Source organism: Streptosporangium sp. CA-135522, assembly GCF_050949235.1.
Classification (GTDB): domain Bacteria; phylum Actinomycetota; class Actinomycetes; order Streptosporangiales; family Streptosporangiaceae; genus Streptosporangium.
The window spans coordinates 8,720,294-8,736,182 of record NZ_CP192026.1; the positions used below are offsets into that span (position 1 = coordinate 8,720,294).

The 15,889-nt window shown below is 70.6% G+C and carries 11 protein-coding genes; 3 read left to right on the forward strand and 8 right to left on the reverse strand.

What is annotated here, in order from left to right:
• Nucleotides 1-144: 144 nt before the first annotated feature.
• From ACQPYK_RS41095 to ACQPYK_RS41105, 3 genes are all read right to left on the reverse strand, one after another.
• Nucleotides 145-2,697 (reverse strand): ABC transporter permease, encoded by a 2,553-nt coding sequence (locus ACQPYK_RS41095; RefSeq protein ID WP_433244131.1) that lies wholly within the window; start codon nucleotides 2,695-2,697, stop codon nucleotides 145-147.
• Nucleotides 2,698-2,797: 100 nt separating this feature from the next.
• Nucleotides 2,798-3,502, reverse strand: coding sequence for an ABC transporter ATP-binding protein (locus tag ACQPYK_RS41100; protein WP_433244134.1), 705 nt, complete (start codon nucleotides 3,500-3,502; stop codon nucleotides 2,798-2,800).
• Entirely contained in the window at nucleotides 3,499-4,026 is a 528-nt protein-coding gene (locus ACQPYK_RS41105; protein ID WP_433244137.1) for a PadR family transcriptional regulator, read from the reverse strand. The genes ACQPYK_RS41100 and ACQPYK_RS41105 overlap by 4 nt, the downstream gene beginning before the upstream one ends.
• 89 nt (nucleotides 4,027-4,115) lie before the next feature.
• On the opposite strand from ACQPYK_RS41105, the gene ACQPYK_RS41110 reads away from it, so the two are divergent.
• The gene (locus ACQPYK_RS41110) at nucleotides 4,116-4,661 is read left to right on the forward strand and encodes an FHA domain-containing protein (protein ID WP_433244140.1); all 546 of its coding nucleotides are present in this window, start codon (nucleotides 4,116-4,118) and stop codon (nucleotides 4,659-4,661) included.
• Here ACQPYK_RS41110 and ACQPYK_RS41115 read toward each other — a convergent pair.
• A complete protein-coding gene (locus tag ACQPYK_RS41115) occupies nucleotides 4,642-6,003 on the reverse strand; it encodes an MFS transporter (RefSeq protein WP_433244143.1) in 1,362 nt (453 codons plus the stop codon). The two genes, ACQPYK_RS41110 and ACQPYK_RS41115, sit on opposite strands and share 20 nt — an antisense overlap.
• 142 nt (nucleotides 6,004-6,145) lie before the next feature.
• Between ACQPYK_RS41115 and dacB the strand changes: the two genes are divergently transcribed.
• Together dacB and ACQPYK_RS41125 are read left to right on the forward strand one after the other, a co-directional pair.
• Complete coding sequence (dacB, locus tag ACQPYK_RS41120) at nucleotides 6,146-7,696, forward strand: D-alanyl-D-alanine carboxypeptidase/D-alanyl-D-alanine endopeptidase (protein ID WP_433244146.1); 1,551 nt, start codon at nucleotides 6,146-6,148, stop codon at nucleotides 7,694-7,696.
• Between the two features lie 405 nt (nucleotides 7,697-8,101).
• Nucleotides 8,102-9,052, forward strand: coding sequence for a CAP domain-containing protein (locus ACQPYK_RS41125; RefSeq protein ID WP_433244149.1), 951 nt, complete (start codon nucleotides 8,102-8,104; stop codon nucleotides 9,050-9,052).
• A gap of 232 nt (nucleotides 9,053-9,284) precedes the next feature.
• Here ACQPYK_RS41125 and ilvC read toward each other — a convergent pair whose 3' ends face one another.
• From ilvC to ACQPYK_RS41145, 4 genes are all read right to left on the reverse strand, one after another.
• Entirely contained in the window at nucleotides 9,285-10,265 is a 981-nt protein-coding gene (ilvC, locus tag ACQPYK_RS41130; protein WP_433259068.1) for a ketol-acid reductoisomerase, read from the reverse strand.
• Nucleotides 10,266-10,304: 39 nt separating this feature from the next.
• A complete protein-coding gene (ilvN, locus tag ACQPYK_RS41135; protein WP_433244153.1) occupies nucleotides 10,305-10,829 on the reverse strand; it encodes an acetolactate synthase small subunit in 525 nt (174 codons plus the stop codon).
• Nucleotides 10,830-10,911: 82 nt separating this feature from the next.
• A complete protein-coding gene (locus ACQPYK_RS41140) occupies nucleotides 10,912-12,675 on the reverse strand; it encodes an acetolactate synthase large subunit (protein ID WP_433244156.1) in 1,764 nt (587 codons plus the stop codon).
• A gap of 297 nt (nucleotides 12,676-12,972) precedes the next feature.
• On the reverse strand, nucleotides 12,973-15,636 hold the full coding sequence (locus ACQPYK_RS41145) for a putative bifunctional diguanylate cyclase/phosphodiesterase (RefSeq protein ID WP_433259070.1): 2,664 nt from the start codon (nucleotides 15,634-15,636) through the stop codon (nucleotides 12,973-12,975).
• Nucleotides 15,637-15,889 lie beyond the last annotated feature (253 nt).

Genomic DNA, 15,889 nt, shown 5'->3' on the forward strand with positions numbered 1-15,889 from the left:
CGTCCCCGCGGCGGTGGAACGGGGACGGCGGGCCGCCGTCCCCGATGGGGATCACCTTCGCCGCGGCGCCGACCGGACAGGTCCATCCCGGATCCGGCCGGCTGGTCGCGGCGACCGGCGGACTCGTGCCGCCGGTTCCGGCCGCTATCCGGTCCGGCGGGCCAGTGTCATCCTCGTCCGGGCGAACGTCCCCGCCAGCAGCCCCGCCAGCAGCGGCAGGCCGATCACCACCGCGGCGAGGAAGAGCCAGGGGGCCTCGACCCTGAGCTCTCTGAAGCCCGTCACGGGCACGAGTGCGGCGGTTCCGGTGAGGAGACCGGCCGGCGTGCCGATCAGGACGCCGAGCCCCGCGATGAACCCGGCCTGCCCGGCGACGACCAGCCTGCGCGTGCCCGGCGGCGCTCCGACGGCGGCCATCGTCGTGAGGTCGGGCCGCATGTCGGCCGCCGCGAGCCCGGTGGCGGCGAACGTGCCGCCCAGCACCAGGACCAGCGCCGCCGCCAGGAGCAGCCACATCATGGGGGCGTTGTCTTCCTGGAAACCTTCACGAACGTAAACGCTGAAGCTGTGAATCCCCGCCTCGAGATCCCACTCCAGACCCATTGCCTGCTGAGGAGTGAGCCGGCGGGAGGCCGGATCGATGTACAGGTAACGGGGCTCCGTCTTCAGTCCGGCGGCCCGGACGGCGGCGACGGGCAGCACTCCGATGGCGTAGCGAGGGTCGGCGGCGGCGGCCACGACGGCGGGAACCGTGATCTCATGAACCGCCGTGGACTTCTCGCCCCGTGGGATCACGCTCAGGCGCAGGCGGCCGTCTTGCACCAGACCCGGCTGGAAGACCACGGCCCTTCCCGAGGCGAACGCCGCCGACGCGACCTGGTCCCGTCGCCCCTGGACGAGGGCGAGCAGCGGCTCGTCGCCGATCGGCAGCTGCCTGTACGCGTAGGACTGGAGATACGGTTCCCCGCGAGCGGGCTGGGACATCAGATGAACGGCGACGCCCTTGCCGTCTCCGGCTTGGACGCCTTCGATCAGCGGCACCCCCGGCAGCTTCCGCTCGGCGGCGGCCCGCAGGCTCGCCCACTCCGCGTCGCCGAGGTGTCCGGTCTCGATCGTCGTGGTCCCGGCCGGGAGGGTCTCCTGGAAGGAGTCCCGGCGCTCGGCGAAACTGCTGTTGTTCGCCATCCCCACAGCGGTGACCGCGGCCACGGCGGTCATGACGGCCGCGACCGCGCAGGCCGTACGACCGCGGTGACGGGAGGCGTCACGGGCGGCCAGCCGGAACGGGAGCGGAAGCCGGGCTGCCGCCCGCGCGGCCACCCTGACCAACATGGGCGCCAGCGCGACCAGCCCGAGCTGGGCGAGGAGGGCTGCGGCGAGCACCCAGACGTAGGCGACCCTGACGGCGAACACGGCCGCCGCGATCCCGGTGACGAGCAGGATCAGGCCCAGCACGGGGAGACCGGCCCGGTCGCGCACCGCGCTCGCGCGCCCGCCGAGCACCGTCGCCACGTCCTGCCGGGCCGCCTGTACGGCGGGCACCAGGGCCGCGACGAGCCCGCTGCCAGCTCCGACCAGGGCGACGGTCGTGACCAGACCCCAGGGGATCTCCAGCGGACCGACCCCGCCGATCAGCCTGCCCGCCTCCAGCGCGGCCGACAGCGACGCCAGGCCGACGCCGAGAGCCAGGCCGATCACCGCCGCGCCACCGCCGAGGACGATGCCGTCGGCGAGGACGATCATGCGCAGGTGCCCCGGGGAGCCTCCTTGGGCGGCGATGAGCGCGAGCTCACGGCGGCGGCGGCGCAGGCCGACCGCGAAGGCGGGGCCGGCGAGCAGCACCACCTCCAGCACGATCATGATCGCGGCGAGCGCGATCAGCACCGTCTCGTCCACGCCGCGCGGTGGCTCGTCCTGGCCGACCTCGGCCGGAGAGGGGGGATTCTCGACGACGGCACGGGACTGGACCAGCAGCCCGACGGCGTTCAACCGCCGAACATCGGTCCACGTGACCGGCTTCACGGTGTCGGCCAGCCAGCCGGAGCCGGAGCCGTCCCGCTTGTCGAACAGCAGGGTGCCGGGCAACCCGACGATCTCACTGCTCCTGGTCTGGTGCGGGTGCTCGATCACTCCGACGACCCGCAGCGGCCTGCCCTCCCGTGTGACGGCCAGCGGCGCGCCGAGGCGTGCTCCCTTCTCCAGCATCCCGGGGGTCACCGCGACCTCCTGGCCTGAGGCCGGGAAACGGCCCTCCACCAGGTGGTACGTGCCCGCCGTCAGGGGGTCTCGCAGGTCCAGCTCGTGGGCGTCCACGTGGCCGCGCATGACCGGGCTGCGGAAGTCGGCGGTGCCGTCGTTCATCGGGAGGAGCCGGGTTCCGGGACCGAGAAGCTTCGCCAGCTCGGCCGGTGTCCACGGCCTCGTGGAGACCGGCCCGTCGCCGGATGGGCAGCACCGGCCCTGGAGGTCTTGGCGCAACATTCGGCGGAACGGTGTCGTCCGGAGGCGAGCGTCGGCCGCTCCGATGTCCGCGGTGAGGCGCTCCTGCGGGGTGAGGTCCGCGGTCGCGGAAAAGGTCAGCAGTCCGGTGATGACGAGGACGGGCAGGCCGATCATCATCATGATCAGGGCGCTGCGGCCCCTGGCCCGCCAGGCGTCCCTGCGGGAGATTCGCAGCGCGGCGAGGAGGGCGCTCATACGATCCCCTCGTTCCGTGGCCCGCGGATGGCCGCCGTGTTCCGCGCGTCCGCTCGCCCGCTCATCGGGCGCTCATCGGAGAGCATGTCCGCTCGCTCGTTCATCGGGCGCTCTCCAGGGGAAGGGTGGAGTCGGTGATCTCGCCGTCGCGCAGGAAGACGACCCGGTCGGCCCAGGCGGCGTAGCGCGGTTCGTGGGTGACCAGCAGCACGGTGGCTCCCGCGTCGCAGCGGGCGCGCAGCAGTTGCAGGACGTCGTCGCCGGTCGGGGTGTCCAGCGCGCCGGTGGGTTCGTCGGCCAGGATCAGCCGCCGCTCCCCGACCAGCGCGCGGGCGATCGCGGCCCGCTGGCGCTGGCCGCCGGAGAGCTCGTCGGGGAAGCGGCCGGCGACCTCGCCGAGGCCGACCTCGGCGATGACCTCCATCGCCTCCCGGCGGGCCTGTCCGGCCCTGACGCCGTCCAGCTCTCGCGGGAGCATGACGTTCTCCACGACGGTCAGTGACGGGATCAGGTTGAGGTCCTGGAAGACGTAGCCGACATGGCGGCGGCGGAGCCCGGCGAGCTCTCCGGCGGACAGGCTCGACAGCGGCGTGCCCTCCACGACGACCTCGCCCGAGGTGGGCCGGTCGAGGCCGCCGGCGAGGTTGAGCAGGGTGGACTTGCCCGACCCCGAAGGCCCCATCACCGCGACCAGCTCCCCGGCGGCGACGTCGAGGCTCACCTCCCGTAGCGCCGCCACGGCCTGCGGTCCGTCACCGTGCACGCGGCTGACGTCCGCGAGCCGTACGACCGGATCGAAACTCATCTTTGTCTCTCCTGCGTCTGGGGGGAGGCCGTGAGCACGGCCTCGCAGTGGTCGAGCCAGCGCTGCTCGGCCTCGGCCTGGAAGATCATCGAGTCGAGCACCAGCCGTTGCGCGAGGTCACCGGTGCTCGCGCGCTTGGCGCGGGTGAGCTCCTGCAGCGTGCGCATGGTCGCGCCGCGCTGGGTCTGGACGACGGACCGCACGTCCACGACGGCGGTGACCGCCATCGCGAGCTTGATGACCAGCTCGTCCCGGGGCCGGTCGGCCTGGGCGACGGGGGTGCCGAACCATCGCTCCATCTCGGCCCGACCGGCCTCGGTGATCGTGTAGACGACCCGGCCCTGATCGTCCTGCTCGCCGGGGGTCACCAGGCCGTCGCGTTCCATGCGCGAGAGCGTCGTATAGACCTGGCCGATGTTGAGCGGCCAGGTCGCCCCTGTGGACGCCTCGAACTCGGCACGCAACTGATAGCCGTAGCGGGGCCCCTGGCTCAGCAGGGCGAGCAGCCCTTGTCGGATCGCCATGAATACTGAGTATGCATACCGAGTATGGTGACGGCAAGTTGATCCGCATATTCTGGACAGGCTCCGCGTCTGGGGCGGATACTCGGGAGATGAGCTCGCCGCCTCCCCCGTCCCGCGCGTCCGACGGGGACCGCGATCGTGCGATCAACGAGCTCCGCGACCGCGCCGTCGAGGGACACCTGTCGCACGAGACGTTTCTCGGCCGCGTCGACATGGCGTTGCGCGCCCGCAGCCAGGGCGAGCTCGACAGCCTGGTCGCCGACCTGCCACAGCGCGGCCGGCTGCGCCGCATGGTCACCGAGATCGTCTCCTCGGCCTCCGACTTCACCAAGCGCGTGGAGTCCGCCTGGCGGCGTCCCCGGCTGCCCAGGCTCGCGCTGCCCGGCGACAGCCGCACCCGCTATGTGGTGGGACGCGGCTCGGCCTGCGACCTGGTGCTGGCCGACCTGACCGTCTCGCGGGTGCACGCCGAGCTCCGCCGCGACGACGACGGCTGGATCGTCGTCGACCTCGGCTCGCTCAACGGCACCCGGCTCAACGACTGGCGCCTGGTCGGACCGGCGAAGGTCCGCCCCGGAGACGTCCTCTCCTTCGGAGACTGCATGTTCCTGGTGATCACGCCTCAGCTGATCTGAGCTTCTCCGCGGTCGCGAGCGTCCGCGCGGTGAGGGTGTAGCGCGTCGTCAGCAGCACGCTGATCCCGGCCACGAGCGCGGGCAGCAGCGTGCCACCGTAGGTCGCGGCCATGATCGCCGAATCGGGCTGCGTCACCGGCGTCGCGGGGTCGGACGCCACGAACCCGGTGGCACCGAGCAGCCAGCCGAGCACCAGCGCGCCGAGCGCGAAGACCACGGTCTCGCAGGCCGTCCAGAGCCCGGTGAAGACCCCCGCGCGATGCCTGCCGGTGACCGCCGCGTCGTGGACGATCACATCCGACAGCATGGAGAACTGCAGCAGCTGCAGCCCGGCGTACCCGACGCCGACGACGAGCACGCACGCGTGCGCGTATGCCGTCCCGAACCGCCCGGCGAGCGCCAGCGCGACCGTGCCCGCCGTGAACAGCGCCGCCCCGAGGATCATCGCCCCGCGCTTTTCGTAGCGCCTGGACAGCCGCACCCACACCGGCATCGTGACCAGCAGCGGCCCGACGATGCACAGGAAGAGCGTGGTGGTCACCCCCGGATCGCCCAGGACATAGGTGGCGAAGTACGGCGAGCCCGCCAGCAGGGTGCCCGCGGCGAACATCTGGGCGCAGCTCAGGCCGAGCAGCACCATGAACGGCCGGCTGGAGCGGGCCGCCGCGAACTGGGCCCGGATCGACGCCTCGGTCTCGGCCCTGGCGACCAGCGGCGCGCGTGCCGTACCCGCGAAGGCGGCGAGCATGGAGACCAGCAGCGCCGATCCGACGACCAGGCCCATCAGCCGGTAACCCGCGGCCTCGGTGCCGGCGATCGCCGGGGCGACGGACCCGGACAGCAGGATCGCCAGGCCGACGAAGACCATCTTCCACTGCAGCAGCGAGGAGCGCTCATGGTAGTCGTCGGTCATCTCGGCGGCCATCGCCTTGTAGGGCACCTCGTAGCAGGCGTAGGCGGTCGCGGTCAGGAAGTAGCAGACGGCGACGTACAGCGCGGCCGGCAGGCCGGTCAGCGGTGGGCCGGCGAACGTCAGCGCGAACGTCACGGGGAGGGTGAGGGCACCCAGGAGCATCCACGGGCGGCGTGCCCCGAACCGGGAGACCGTGCGGTCGGAGCGCTGACCCACCCACGGATTGACGATCATGTCCCACAGCTTGGGCAGGAAGACCACGATGCCGGCGACCCAGGCGGGAACCGCCAGCACGTTGGTCATGTAGAACAACAGCAGCAATCCCGGGACCGTGGAGAACGTCGCGGTGGAGACTGAGCCGACGCCATAGCCGACGCGAACGCCGCGCGGCACGGTGACAACGGCGGGAGCGGGCTCCGATGTGACCATGCGCACATTCAATCGCAGCAAGCGACCGTTAGGCAGGCCCGAAAGAGCATGGCAAACGCGGAAGATACGAACATTTCCGTATTGTCATGCGGGCCGCGATTCCTCATGATCTCCGCAAACCCCTTAGGCATCTGGAGAAACCGTGCGCCCGTCGCGACGAACCACGATCTCTGTCTCCGCCGTCCTCCTCGCCGGCTTCGCCTGGGTCTCGGCCCCGGCGAGCGCCCTCGAACCCTCGCCCGGCATCACCGACCTGGTCAAGGACATCGACCAGATCCTCGGCGACGCCCGGCTGACCCCCGCGCGGGCGGGAGTGGTGGTCCGCAGCGCCACCTCCGGCGAGGAGCTCTACACCCAGGACTCGGGCAAGATCCTCACCCCCGCCTCCAACGCCAAGCTGGTGACCTCCGCCGCCGCGGTCGACGTCCTGGGCCTGGACTACCGCTTCACCACCGACGTGCTGTCCACCGGCCGCCGCGCCGGCTCGGTCCTGACCGGGAACCTCTACCTCAAGGGCACCGGCGACCCGACCCTCCTCGCCGCCGACTATGACGCGCTGGCCGCCCGCGTGGCCGCCGCGGGCATCAAGGTGGTCACCGGCAAGCTGGTCGCCGACGACACCTGGTTCGACTCGGTACGGCTCGGCACCGACTGGGCCTGGGACGACGAGCCCTACTACTACGCGGCGCAGATCTCCGCGCTGACCGCCTCCCCGGACACCGACTACGACGCCGGCAGCGTCATCGTCTCGGTCTCCCCCGGCGACGCCCCGGGTAAGCCCGCCAAGGTCTCCACCACCCCCGAGACCGACTACCTGAAGATCGACAACCGGGCGACGACCGGCGCCGAGACCGACGTGCTGGTCGAGCGTCAGCACAACACCAACACCGTGGTGATCACCGGGACCGTCGCGGAGAAGTACGACGAGTGGGTCGCCGTTGACGACCCCACCAGATACGTCTCCTCGCTCTTCCGCAAGGCGCTGGCCAGGCACGGCGTGCGAGTGCTGGGTTCCACCGGCCGCGAGGCGACCCCGGCGGGAGCCGTCACCGTGGCCTCGCACGAGTCGATGCCGCTGGGTGAGCTGCTCGTCCCGTTCCTGAAGCTCAGCAACAACATGCACGCCGAGATCCTGGCCAAGGCGATCGGGCGCAAGGTCTCCGGAGCCGGAACCTGGAGCGCCGGGCTCGCGGCCATCACCTCCTTCGCCCAGGCCAACGGCATGCCGACGCTGCGCATGCGGGACGGCTCCGGGCTGTCCCGGGTGGACGGCCTCACCCCCGGTGGTATCACCAACCTGCTGATCGCGCTGCGGTCCAAGCCCTGGTTCTCCACCTGGTACGGCGCGCTGCCGATCGCCGGTGACCCCGGCCGGATGGTGGGCGGCACGCTGCGCAGCCGGATGCGCGGCACCCCCGCCGCCGGGAACGTGCACGCCAAGACCGGCTCGCTGACCGGCGTCACGTCCCTGTCGGGCTACGTGACCAGTGCGGACAACGAGCCCCTGGTCTTCTCGGTGATGCTCAACCAGTTCCTGTCCGGCTCCCCCAAGGACATCGAGGACAAGATCGCCATTCGTCTCGCCCAGTTCAGCCGGATCGCCCCGGCCGACGTCGCGACCGTCCAGCTCCGCCAGGTCCCGCAGGAGACCGCCGACCTCGAATGCTCCTGGTTGAAGCCCGTCGGGTGCTGAACCGCCGCGCATCGAACCGCCGGGTGCCGAACCGCCGCGCGGCAAACCACCGCGCACCGAACCACCGGGTGCCGAACCGTCGCGCACCGAACCACCGGGTGCCGGACCGCCGGGTGCCGGACCGCTGTTCCCGGCCGGAGACCATCCGGAGCTGACCCAACGACCGTCCCTTCCCCCTCCTTCCTCCCCGTCGCCTCCCCGTCGCGCCCCGTCGCGGCGGGGAGGCCTTATTTCAGCGGGCGATCCGCGGAAGAGCGAGGAGGAGGGAACGGTCCCAGACGCCTCTGAGGCCACTCTGGTTTACCTGGAACTCACGGTTAATATCGGGAATTTAGTGACAAGGAGTGTCCAACACCGACAGAATGCGGAATCCGTCCAGCGTCCACCCAACTGGAGGAAACCGTTATGCGTAGACCGCTAGGGGTACTCGCGTGCCTCGGGAGCCTGGCGGCACTCAGCACGCCGATCGCCACCGCCCATGCCGAGACGTCGACGCAGGCCGCGTGCCGGGTGTACGCGGCAGCCCCCTACGTCACGGCCGCGGGCAAGATCCAGGCGTCCGCCGCGCGGCTCGGCTGCGGCGACACCGCGCTGGTCCGCATCCGGATCAAGCGCGCCGAGGCCGGCCCCGACCCCGTCGTCAAGAGCGCGGCCCGCAGGGGCGGCAACGGGCGGGTCACCGTCGCGCTGCCATGCGCCCCCGGCGTCTACTACGCGGTCGTCACCGACTACCGCGGCAACGCGGGCAGGTCCAAGGCGGCCCGGCTGTCCTGCTCCCCGACGCCCTCTCCCACGGCGACGCCCACCTCTGCACCGACGGGCACCCCGAACCCGACGGGCACCCCCAACCCGACGGGCACCCCCAACCCGACGGCCAGCCCCACCGCCAAGCCCACCACCACACCGACGGCCAGCCCCACCGCCAAGCCCTCGGCCACGCCGACCTCACCGGCCGGCACCGTGGGAACGACCGAGGAGAACGAGGTCGTGCGGCTGGTCAACGTGGAGCGGGCGAAGGGCGGCTGCCAGCCGCTCAAGCACGACCCGCAGCTCCGCAAGGCCGCCTATGACCACTCGGCCGACATGGCGGCCCAGAACTACTTCAGCCACACCTCCAAGGACGGCCGCAGCTTCATGGACCGCATCCGGGCGGCCGGCTTCACCGGCGGGTCGGGCTGGGCGGAGAACATCGCCGCGGGACAGGCGACCCCGGCCTCCGTGGTGAGCACCTGGATGAACAGCTCAGGTCACAAGGCCAACATCATGAACTGCAAGTACAACCTCATCGGTGTCGGCATGGCCAAGGGCTCCCAGGGCTACAAGATCTACTGGACCCAGGACTTCGCCGCCAGGTGACAGCCGAGTCTCCCAGCGCAGACAGGGGAGACAACGGCGACGCCCCCGCGACGGTCATTAGAACCCAAGTCACCGTCGCGGGGGCGTCGCCGTACGGGGCCCGTCGGCTGCGGACCCGTCCATCCACGGGGCCCGTCGGCTGCGGACCCGTCCGTTCACGGGCCTGCCGTGCGCGAAGCCCGTCGATCCACGGGGCCCGTCCGTTCACGGGCCGCCGGGAAGGACCTCGCCGCTACTTGAGCCAGCTCATCATCGGACGCAGCTTGGCGCCGGTCTTCTCGATCGGGTGCTCGGCCAGCTCCTCGCGGTAGGCGGTGAACTTCTTCTGGCCGCTGTCGAACTCCTCCACCAGCTCCTTGGCGAACTCGCCGGACTGGATCTCGGCGAGGATACGCTGCATCTCCTTCTTGGTCTCCGGCGTCACGACGCGCGGGCCACGGGAGTAGCCGCCGTACTCGGCGGTGTCGGAGACCGACCAGTACATCTTGTGGATGCCGCCCTCGTACATCAGGTCGACGATCAGCTTCATCTCGTGAAGGCACTCGAAGTAGGCGACCTCGGGCTGGTAGCCGGCCTCGATCAGGGTCTCGAACCCGGCCTTGATCAGCTCGGACACACCACCGCAGAGGACGGCCTGCTCGCCGAACAGGTCGGTCTCGGTCTCCTCGGTGAAGGTGGTCTTCAGCGCGCCGGCGCGGGTGCCGCCGATGCCCTTGGCGTAGGAGAGCGCGAGGTCCCAGGCGTTGCCGCTGGCGTCCTTCTCCACGGCGACCAGACACGGCACGCCGCGGCCCGCGGTGTACTGACGGCGAACGAGGTGGCCGGGGCCCTTGGGAGCGACCATGGCCACGTCCACGCCCTCGGGCGCCTCGATGAGGCCGTAGCGGATGTTGAGGCCGTGGCCGAAGAAGAGGGCGTCGCCCTCGACGAGGTTCGGGGCCACGTGCTCGGCGTAGAGGTGACGCTGGATGTGGTCCGGCGCCAGGATCATGGTCAGGTCCGCCTCTTCGACGGCCTCCGACGGGGTGAGCACCCGCAGGCCGTCGGCCTCGGCCTTCTCGCGGCTCTTGGAGCCCTCGGGCAGGCCGACCCGGACGTCCACGCCGGAGTCACGAAGGGACAGAGCGTGGGCGTGGCCCTGGCTGCCGTAACCCAGAACGGCCACGTGCCGGCCCTGGATGATCGACAGGTCGGCCTGGTCGTCGTAGAAGATCTCAGTCACTTGCTTAACCTTTCGGGTTTCTCGTGCGATTTACGCGGTCCGGTCCAGGGCCCGGAGAGAACGGTCGGTGATGGAACGGGCGCCGCGGCCGATGGCCACCATGCCCGACTGAACGAGCTCCTTGATGCCGAACGGCTCCAGGAGCTTGATGAAGGCCTGCAGCTTGTCCGGCGTGCCGGTGACCTCTATCGTCACCGCGTCGGGAGCGACGTCAACGCAGCGCGCGCGGAAGAGGTTGACCAGTTCCAGCACGCTGGAGCGGGTCTCGGCGTCGGCCCGCACCTTGATCAGCGTCAGCTCGCGCTGCACGGCCTGCGCCGGGTCGAGCTCCACGATCTTCAGCACGTTGATCAGCTTGTTGAGCTGTTTGGTGACCTGCTCGAGTGGCAGGTCCTCGACGTTGACCACGATGGTCATCCGCGAGATGTCCTCGTGCTCGGTCGGCCCGACCGCCAGCGAGTCGATGTTGAACCCGCGGCGGCTGAACAGCGACGCGACGCGCGCGAGCACGCCGGGCTTGTTCTCCACCAGCACGGAGAGCGTGTGCCTGCTCATGCCTTCCTCCTCGCCTGGCGACCCGCTCGCGCACCCGCCGAGCCGCTGTGCCTGCCTGCCGGCCCGCTTCGATCACTCACCGCTAGTCCTCGCTGTCCCAGACCGGCGCCATGTCGCGCGCGAACTTGATGTCGTCGTTGCTGGTCCCGGCGGCGACCATCGGCCAGACCATGGCGTCCTGGTGCACCACGAAGTCGACCACGACGGGCACGTCGTTGATCTCCATCGCCTTCTTGATGGTCGCGTCCACATCCTCCGGACGCTCACATCGCAGACCGACACAACCGTACGCCTCGGCCAGCTTCACGAAGTCCGGGATCCGGCGGACCGTCTGCAGGTTGGTGTTGGAGTAACGCTGGTTGTAGAACAGCGTCTGCCACTGCCTGACCATGCCGAGGTTGCCGTTGTTGATGATCGCGACCTTGATCGGCACACCCTCGATGGTGCAGGTGGCCAGCTCCTGGTTGGTCATCTGGAAGCAGCCGTCGCCGTCGATCGCCCAGACCGTGGTCTCCGGGCTGCCCATCTTGGCGCCCATGGCCGCCGGGAGCGAGAAGCCCATCGTGCCGGCGCCGCCGGAGTTGATGAAGGTGCCGGGATTTTCGTAGCCGATGAACTGGGCGGCCCACATCTGGTGCTGGCCGACACCCGCGGTGTAGATGGCGTCCGGTCCGACGATGGCGCTCAGCCGCTGCATGACGTACTGCGGGGCGAGGGAGCCGTCCTCGAACTCGTCGTAGCCCAGCGGGTAGGTCTCCCGGTAGGTGTCGAGCTGGCTCCACCACTCGCTGTAGTCGCCCTTGCGGTCCTCGTTGCGCACCGCGGCGATCAGCTCGGAGATGACCTCCTTGCAGTCACCGACGATCGGGACGTCCGCGTGCCGGTTCTTGGAGATCTCGGCCGGGTCGATGTCGGCGTGGACGATCTTGGCGTGGGGCGCGAAACTGGACAGCTCTCCGGTGACGCGGTCGTCGAAGCGGACGCCCAGCCCGATGATCAGGTCGGAGCGCTGCAGCGCCCCGACCGCCGGCACCGAGCCGTGCATGCCCGGCATGCCCAGGTGCTGGCGGTGGCTGTCGGGGAATGTGCCGCGCGCCATCAGCGTGGTGACCACCGGGATGCCGGTCAGCTCGGCGAACTCCAGCAGCTGCGCCGCCGCCCGCGCCTTGTGCACGCCGCCGCCGACGTAGAGCACGGGCCGCTTGGCCTCGGCGATCAGCTTGGCCGCCTCCCGGATCTGCTTGGAGTGCGGCCGGGTCACCGGGCGGTAGCCGGGCAGCTGCATGACCGGCGGCCACTGGAAGGTCGTCCTCGCCTGGAGGGCGTCCTTGGAGATGTCGACCAGCACCGGCCCCGGCCGTCCCGTCGAGGCGATGTGGAAGGCCTCGGCGATCGTCCTGGGGATGTCGTCCGGATCGGTGATGAGGAAGTTGTGCTTGGTGATCGGCATGGTGATGCCGGAGATGTCGGCTTCCTGGAACGCGTCGGTACCGATGGCGTTGCTGGGCACCTGTCCGGTGATCGCGACGATCGGGACCGAGTCCATGTAGGCGTCGGCGATCGGGGTGACCAGGTTGGTCGCGCCCGGACCGCTGGTCGCCATGCAGACCCCGACCTTGCCGGTGGCCTGCGCGTAGCCCTGGGCCGCGTGGCCCGCGCCCTGCTCGTGCCGCACGAGCACGTGCCTGACCTTGGGCGAGTCGTAAAGGGGATCGTAGGCGGGGAGAATCGCGCCGCCCGGGATCCCGAACACAGTGTCGACCCCGACGTGCTCCAGCGCTCTGACGAGGGCCTGGGCACCTGTCATCTGTTCGGTCATCGGCTCGTTCCTTGTGTGGCTCAGCATGTTTGGCGGCATAAAAAATGCCCCATTCCGCCTGAGACGGCGGAGCTGGGGCGGCGCGCAGGTCGAAGTGCTTCGCTATCGGCCTGCGCGCCGGCGAAGTACTACGAGAATCCCACTGTGATGCATGGCTCCACCATGGCCGACGAAACGCGTCTGCGTCAAATTCATGGGACAGGTGTCTCAAAGTCCGAGATGACACGCACGACCGCGAACGCCGCCCACCGGGCGAAACGAGCCAGCGAAGCGGGCAAAAAGTGATGGAGGACACAGCCGGGTCTGCGGGCCGGAACAGCCCCGTCAGACCCCGCTGTGCAGGCTGGACAGGCTGGTGCGCATGAGGGAGTCGACGCCGCGAGCGGCCATCGGCCGCGCCACCAGGAAGCCCTGACCCCGGGTGCAGCCCATCTCCCGCAGCAGTTCGAGCTGCTCCGGGCGCTCGATGCCCTCGGCCACCACGATCAGTCCCAGGTCATGGCCGAGCCGTACGATCGTGCGGGTCAGCAGCGTCAGCGTGTCGTCGCGGCCGAGCCCGGAGACGAACGACGGATCGATCTTGATCATGTCCACCGGAAGCTGGCGCAGGAACGCCAGTGAGGCGTAACCGGTGCCGAAGTCGTCGATGGCCAGCCGTACCCCGAGTCTGCGCAGCTCCGACAGCCGGGTGATGGTCTCCTCGGCGTCCTCGACCAGCATCTCCTCGATGACCTCCAGCGTCAGCGCGCTGGGCGGCAGGCCGCTCTCGGCGAGCGCCGACTCGACGGTCTCCACGAAGCGCGGCGCCATGATCTGCCGGGCCGACAGGTTGAGCGACAGCCCGATATCCCAGGAGGACGCCCGCCAGGCGGCCACCTCCCGGCACGCCTCGCGCAGGATCCACTCGCTCAGCGGGACGATCAGGCCGGTGTCCTCGGCCGGGCCGAGGAACTGCTCGGGCGGCACGAAGGCACTCCCCCGCCACCAGCGCACCAGCGCCTCCACGGCGGTGACGCGCGAGGTGGCCAGATCGACCACCGGCTGGTATTCGATCGCGAACTGGTTTTCCAGCAACGCCCGCTGCAGGTCGGCGGCGAGCTCCAGACGCCGGACCACGTCGGCGTGCATGTGCGCGGCGAACACCTCCACCCGCCGCCCGCCGAGGTCCTTCGCCCTGGCCATCGCCACGTCGGCATTGCGGATCAGGTCGGCCGAGGAGACGTCGTCGTCGGCGAAGGCCACCCCGACGCTCGCGGTCAGCGCGACGTCGCGATCGGCCACCCGGAACGGTTCGGACGAGACCGTGCGGACCAGCCGCTCGGCCAGGTCGACCGCCGTCTGGGCGTCCACCGCCACCTCCAGCAGCACCGCGAACTCGTCGCCGCCCCATCGGGCCAGGGTGTCGTCGGCCCGTACGGCGGCGCGGAGCCTGCGGGCGGCCTGCCCGAGCAGGTAGTCGCCGCTGGCGTGGCCGACCGAGTCGTTGACCGCGGTGAAGCCGTCGAGATCGAGGAACACCACGACGGCGCTGCTCGCACCGGGACGGGCCAGCACCTCCCGGGTCCGCTCCTCGAAATAGGCCCTGTTGGGCAGACCCGTGACGCCGTCGTGGAAGGTCAGATGGGCGACCTGGTTGCGCAGGGCTTCCTGGTCGCTGACGTCGCGGGTGGTGACCAGCAGTAGGTCCTCACCGCGCACGTGCCGGGTGGCCACCGACTCGGTGGGCCGCCAGGTGCCGTCGGACGCCCGAACCCGGCAGGCGATCATGCAGGCGCCCGGCCCCTCGGCGTGCCCCTCGTCCGCGCCCATCGCGTGCAGCGCCGCCTGGATGCCGGGCACGTCCTCCGGATGGATGTAATCGAAGATCGGCCGGCCGATCAGCTCGTCGGGGCGGTAGCCGTACGTGATCTCGACACCCTCGCCGATCTCCCGCACCACCCCGTCGTAGTCGCACAACAGGACCACGTCGCCGGTGCTCTCGGCCAGGTCCTGCAGCTGCCGCTCGCCGAGGTCCACCAGGCGCCGCATCCGGCCGGTCTCCATCAGCACCACGAACAGGCGCACCACCAGGATGGCGACGATCGACGCCACCACGAGAGCCAGGACGGGGACCGGTCCCTGCACCCCGCCGCCGAGCACGCGCAGGAGCACGACGGCGGTGGCCACGACGACGAGGATCAGCGGCACGGCCGCGATCAACGAGGAGGTGGCGTGGCTGACGGACGGCTTCGCCTCGTCGTCGGGGTCCGGGGTGCGCGCCGTACGGGCGCTCCACGGGACCGCCGCCAGCAGCAGGAAGGCGGCCGGAGCCAGGCACATCCCGATCATCGACGGCGCGTGGCCGCTGACCCGGGCCAGCGCGGTGACCGTCTCGGCCGCCGTGATGGCGGCCAGTACGGCCAGCGCCGCCAGGCCCATCGGCCAGGCGGACCGCCGGATCGGCACCACCACGGGCCCCACGGCGCAGGCCAGGATGAGACACAGCAGCGGCGGGGCGATGGTGATCGCGAAGGTGCCCGCGTCGTCGGCCTGGCGGTAGGCCGGGCCCAGCAGGAGGACCCAGCCGATCACGAAGAACGAGGCGGCGCACATGTAGGAGTCGGCGAGATCGCGCAGCAGCGCCCGCCCGTGCGGGGGCCGGGTGGCGGACAGGCCGGTGCCGACGGTGAGCATCGCCGTGCCGACCAGGACCACCAGGTCCGCGAAGGTCACCACGAAAGGCGTGCCGTCCGCGAGCGGCCGCACGCCGACCCCGACCAGCCAGGTGGCCGAGCCGCCGGCCAGCCAGCGCCAGGCCAGCGCCCTGCGCCGATCGACGCCTCGGAAAACGGCGGCGCACAATGACACGACGGCGACCGCGGCGGTGACGACGCCCGCCACCGCGCCGACGATCGCGGCCGGAGCACCGCTGAGAAGAGCGGCGACGAGCCCCACCACGCCGGTCACGGCCGCGGCGGTCAGCGGTACCCGGGGGTCACGCCAGCGGATCAATGTCGTCTGCCCATCAGTGTCGATTCGTCTCGCTTCCGCGACGGCACACGGTCAGTGTGTGCTCTACGGCCGATGCGGGTGGTGACAACGCCGTTGTCGTCACCGATCTGATAACCATGCGAGCGATCTGGATCGCAGTTATTCACCGTACGCACCGGAGGTCACGAGGCAGCCACGGTCCGGATTCCTTTCCCGGTCGGTACGGAATCCGGTCAGTAAAGACCTGGCCGCGCGGGCCCGCGCCAGTCAG

Coding starts and splice junctions, on each gene's coding strand:
- ACQPYK_RS41110 (WP_433244140.1), top strand. CDS start 4,116: ATGAGCTCGCCGCCTCCCCCGTCCCGCGCGTCCGACGGGGACCGCGAT.
- ACQPYK_RS41125 (WP_433244149.1), top strand. CDS start 8,102: ATGCGTAGACCGCTAGGGGTACTCGCGTGCCTCGGGAGCCTGGCGGCA.
- ACQPYK_RS41100 (WP_433244134.1), bottom strand. CDS start 3,502: ATGAGTTTCGATCCGGTCGTACGGCTCGCGGACGTCAGCCGCGTGCAC.
- ACQPYK_RS41140 (WP_433244156.1), bottom strand. CDS start 12,675: ATGCTGAGCCACACAAGGAACGAGCCGATGACCGAACAGATGACAGGT.
- ACQPYK_RS41115 (WP_433244143.1), bottom strand. CDS start 6,003: ATGGTCACATCGGAGCCCGCTCCCGCCGTTGTCACCGTGCCGCGCGGC.
- ilvN (WP_433244153.1), bottom strand. CDS start 10,829: ATGAGCAGGCACACGCTCTCCGTGCTGGTGGAGAACAAGCCCGGCGTG.
- ACQPYK_RS41105 (WP_433244137.1), bottom strand. CDS start 4,026: ATGGCGATCCGACAAGGGCTGCTCGCCCTGCTGAGCCAGGGGCCCCGC.
- ACQPYK_RS41095 (WP_433244131.1), bottom strand. CDS start 2,697: ATGAGCGCCCTCCTCGCCGCGCTGCGAATCTCCCGCAGGGACGCCTGG.